A 4,467-nucleotide genomic window follows, 5' to 3' on the forward strand; every position below is an offset into this window, starting at 1 on the left:
GTCCGAAGTCAGGCTGTCCACCAGCGCATCGTGGAACACGTTCAGCCGGTTGCCGAGACCGATCACGATGTTGCCGCGCAGATTCTCCTTGGCGTTCAGGAACAGGCCGTAGGGGCCTTTGGCCGGATGCCCTGCAGGCAGCCGCTTTATCGTCTCATCTATCTGCTTGAGGCCGTCCTCGCTGAGCAGGGCCAACACCCTGCCCAGCCGCCGCATCGCCAGCGGCAGTCGCCGTCCGGACTTGTCCTGTTCGTTCTGGACATAGTACAACAGCGCCGTGAGCAGGTTAAGTTCAGCTTTAGACCAGAAATCGTTGGTCTCCTTCTCGCTTGAGGTATTGGCGATGATGGTGGAGGCGATGACCGGTATGAGCCGCGGGTCGTGGTCCGCCTCGCCGATCGGGTCCCAGCGGTCCGAGTGCTCCATATCCAGCAGGTTAAACACCCGCACTTCGTAACCCTGATCGGTCAAGTAGCCGGCCATGCTTTCATAAAGTTCATTTTTGGGATCGGTCAGGACGATGCTCTCGCGCCGCTTCACGCACTGGAATACGAACGGCCGGACGAACCCCCAGCTCTTGCCGGTACCCGGCGCGCCCACGACCAGCAGGCTGCCGGCGAGGCCGGCCTTTTTGCTGGACGCGACATAGTCCGCATAAGCGTCACTGTCCATCGGGTCGTCCTTATGCTTACCGTAGACCGTGCCGGAAAGGCTGTCCAGCCTGCCCACATCCAGTACCCGCCCCATCTCCTCCCGCTTCATGAACCGGCTCGAGCCGTGTGTGCCGTCCGGCAGGATATCGAACCCGCGCCTGTCCTTTACCGGATGATAGCCGGATATCCAGTTATACCCCTTGCGCGTCAGCAGGCAGGCCATCGTGACCAGTGAGGCGGTGACAAAAATACCGGTGGGGGTAAACGGGGCGATCAGGTTGAGGAACGGGTTTACCGTCCAGATATCCGTGATCCCACTGTCCGCGTCAAAGGGCTGGCGGACGCCGAGCCGGACGGAGTTTATCAGCATCCCTTTACGTTTTCTATTGTGGGTTCCTCCTCTCTTTGGTGTTTCCGGCGCCGCTTTACTTTTCAGCGGCTGTGCGCTGCATCGTAGGGTACGGGGCTGGACGGCAGGCGGCGGCGTTACCATATCCGGCGTGCGGATGCCCGGGGTGTCGTCCGGATGGACCGCAGTGCTGCAACGCCCCGGTTTGCTTTCCCTCCTTGCCGGGCGTACCGGCGGGCAGCCGCTGTAATCCGCAGATACACCACGGGGCGCTGCTTCCGATCCTGCCGGCGCTTTCCTCTGGCTTGCCGGCTGCACGGCCGGCAAGCCCTGCTCATGCGTCGCTCTGCGTGCCGCAACCTGCTGGGCAACGAGGATATCCTGCCGCTCTGGTGTAACCGCACTGCCGAGACGAGGCACGACAAACTGCGGCGCGCTTTCCCGCGCCGGTGCAATGCGGGCAGCGGATACCTCCTTGTCTGTGCGGTGAGCCTGCGCCATGCCGCCAGGGGAGACAGACGGTACTGATAGTGCATCCCCTAACTGTACGGTGGCCCGCGTCTGCTCCTGTACTGTGACTGCAGCGCTTCCCTGTACGGGGCGGTCTGTCAGCGGCGTATTAACAGCGTTCGCAGCGGGTATTATGCCAACAGCCATTGAGGACGGGGCGGATGCCGTCCGCCCCTGTCTGGGCATCGGCACATCGTTTTCCCGTGCCGACGCTGCCGTAACGGATGTAGCTCCATGCACGCGGCGTTCCCGCGGTACGCTGTCCACAGGCCCAGCAGCGGGAGCGGGGACCGTCCTCTTTCCAGTTGGGGCATCCTGCCAGAGAATACAGTCGGCTTTTCCGCCCTCTGCGCGCGGCGGCGTTACCGGCGGCAATCTGCCGTCTGTTCGCGGCGGGCTCATGCGGCCAAAATTTGCCGTAAGCGGGCGCTTCGGCGGCGTCACCCTGCCGCCCGCTTCGGAGATGGTTTCGGCGGCGCTGCTGTTTTTCTCCACATGGCTACTAATATGGCTTTCATCATCAAAGTCATTCGCATTGATGGAGACTGTCCCGCGCACCTGCCGCATCTTCTCCGTATTGTCCGCACCGTACCGGCGGCGGAAGGCCTCCAGCTCCTGCGCTGCCCGCACACCCGAGCCCGCACCGCGGGTCGCAGCCGTCTCCCCTGCCGCTGTCTGGCGGCGGACACTTTCCCGTCCGCTGCCGGAAACCGGCCCTGTACCGTCCTTCCCCATACCGCCTCAGAGCGGGCCCTCCCGCGGCGGAGGGCCGGAGGTATTGCGGTGTCCGGCGGACGGTGTGTTCTGCACCGCCGTGCGTGTCACGACGGACGCGATGCTGCGCAGGGCCATGGCCGTGAACGCGCTGGGGAAGCGCGCACCCAGCGTGTCCCCGGTGAGAGCGGGGTTCAGGCCGATGCGCAGGATAACGCCGTCCATCTTCTTCGCCATACGGACAATGCCAACCACGAGCATCGCCCACGGGATGATCGCCGCGCCGTTCGGGTCTGTGGAGAGCGCGGACAGCACCAGCTTGACGAACATCAGATTGAACACCATGAGTACGCACATGCTGGCGAACATCCGCAGCCAGCCGCAGAAGATATCGCCTGTGCTTTTCGACCCGCCCATCGCAAAGGCCAGCGGCGCGCAGTACGTCAGGACACAGAGGATAACGTACCGCTCCGCGACCTCGAAGAACAGCCGGATAAGCTGCCACTGGATGACGATGTTTACCACGATGACGATGAGCCAGCCCGCGTTGGGGAGCGTATCAAAGGTTTCCTCCCCGAACGGGTCAAAGGTGACGGCGTCCGGCACCTGCAGCATCTCCATGACCGTGGCGGACAGGTCAAAGCCAATCGCACAGATCTGCCGGCTGACGAGCAGCAAAAAGGAAAACATCGCGCTGCGCAGGAACAGCCGCCCCGGCTCCTTCGCCTCGATGCCGACGCCTGAGGCCATGGAACGCATCGCCTGATACGCCAGGTTGCCGATAAGCAGCGCCCAGCCCACCGCAACAAAGATGTTTGCAATGTCGTCTATGACCGGCACGCGTTCTGCGAAGTAGGAAAGATCCACATTGAACAGCTCCATGAGCTGGTCCAGCAGATATTCCACCATCTCATACCACAGCGACGCCAGCCATTCAAACAGGGCTTTTACTAACTTTTCGAGAATTTCAGGTTCCCTCCCTTCAAGTAAAACAAAAAACCAGGCCGCATATGGGAAATATGATACGGCGCCGCTAATAGAAAAGACGCTTCAGTAACAGAAGCGTCTTTATACTATTCAGTTGTTGTCCTCATGTTTTTTCTTCCTTTCCGTCCATGCAGCTTCTTCGATCATCCTTGTAAGCACAGTATTTTGCTCTTGTACACATGGCGAAATTATCATATAATAATACCATAATTCTTGGAGGTGGCTGCAATGAAGATCAAGTCCTCTACCGTCCTTCGAAATGACTATAATGCGATCTCTACCCTCGCGCACGAAAGCCAGGAGCCGATCTATATCACCAAAAACGGGGAAGGCGATGTCGTCCTCATGAGCGTAGATGCATTTGAAAACCGTGAACAAGTTCTAAAGCACCGTGCGGCTATCCTTGAAGCGGAATTCTCCAGGCTCAGCGGCGAACCCACCTATTCGGTTGATGAAGTCCGCAAAATGCTGAAGGAGAAGTATCGCAATGCCTGACACACAGCTTGTGCTCCTCACCCCTGCATGGGAGGATATTGACCGTATCTCGGATCTGCATTTGATGCTGGTTGGGTCGAGATCCGCAGAAGAGATCACGGACAGACTGCTTGATACCATCTCACTTCTTGCAGAGCAGCCATACATGGGTGCTCTGCATCCGGATGCTTTTTTAGCGCAGCATCAGTATCGAAAGCTGATCTGCGGCAATTATGTCTGCATCTACAAAGTAATCGGCCAAACGGTCTATGTATACCGTATCGTAGACGGCCGGACAGACTATCCGAAGCTGCTGCGATAAAGTCATTCCAGCGTCGCCAGCCTGTCAAAAAGCGGGCGGACGTAGGCGATGAACGCGCCGATGCCGTTGATGATGACCCAGGCGAGCCAGACTCTTTTGAGCCACTCCCACGCGCTGTCAGCCTTTTGCTGTGTGCCGCTCATTTTGGCGCCGATAACCGCCACCGCGCTCATCAGGCCGGCGAGTACGGTTGAAATGGCGACGATCTTGGAATACACGTCCTTGATGATGCGGTCCGCCGTCCACATGTCCTCCACGGCAAAGGCCAGCGGGATCAGGACCGCGGCGATGACAGGCAGCACCAGCGCGATACGGTAAAATAAGAAGGCGCGTTCCATCCATCCGAGGGCGGGACGCGCCTTTTGCAGTTTATTTTGATTCAATGGGAAATTCCTCCTTTGGTTGACTGGCCTGTACAGCCCTGCTATAATAGGCAAAGCAATACAAGGTAAGAGGTG

At 59.1% G+C, this 4,467-nt stretch carries 5 protein-coding genes; 2 read left to right on the forward strand and 3 right to left on the reverse strand.

What is annotated here, in order from left to right:
- Both OCV66_RS15300 and OCV66_RS15305 read right to left on the reverse strand, forming a co-directional pair.
- A partial coding sequence (locus tag OCV66_RS15300; protein ID WP_147574640.1) for a type IV secretory system conjugative DNA transfer family protein occupies positions 1-2,247 on the reverse strand: 2,247 nt, incomplete at its 3' end.
- Between the two features lie 6 nt (positions 2,248-2,253).
- Positions 2,254-3,135 (reverse strand): hypothetical protein, encoded by an 882-nt coding sequence (locus OCV66_RS15305; protein ID WP_147574641.1) that lies wholly within the window; start codon positions 3,133-3,135, stop codon positions 2,254-2,256.
- Positions 3,136-3,441: 306 nt separating this feature from the next.
- On the opposite strand from OCV66_RS15305, the gene OCV66_RS15310 reads away from it, so the two are divergent.
- Entirely contained in the window at positions 3,442-3,708 is a 267-nt protein-coding gene (locus OCV66_RS15310) for a type II toxin-antitoxin system Phd/YefM family antitoxin (protein ID WP_147574642.1), read from the forward strand.
- Positions 3,701-4,009 carry a type II toxin-antitoxin system RelE/ParE family toxin gene (locus OCV66_RS15315; RefSeq protein ID WP_147574643.1) on the forward strand — a complete coding sequence of 103 codons (309 nt, stop codon included), beginning with the start codon at positions 3,701-3,703 and terminating at the stop codon, positions 4,007-4,009. The genes OCV66_RS15310 and OCV66_RS15315 overlap by 8 nt, the downstream gene beginning before the upstream one ends.
- 2 nt (positions 4,010-4,011) lie before the next feature.
- Here OCV66_RS15315 and OCV66_RS15320 read toward each other — a convergent pair whose 3' ends face one another.
- Complete coding sequence (locus OCV66_RS15320) at positions 4,012-4,392, reverse strand: hypothetical protein (protein WP_054328279.1); 381 nt, start codon at positions 4,390-4,392, stop codon at positions 4,012-4,014.
- Between the last annotated feature and the right edge of the window lie 75 nt (positions 4,393-4,467).

This window comes from Agathobaculum ammoniilyticum (assembly GCF_025567315.1).
GTDB lineage: Bacteria > Bacillota > Clostridia > Oscillospirales > Butyricicoccaceae > Agathobaculum > Agathobaculum ammoniilyticum.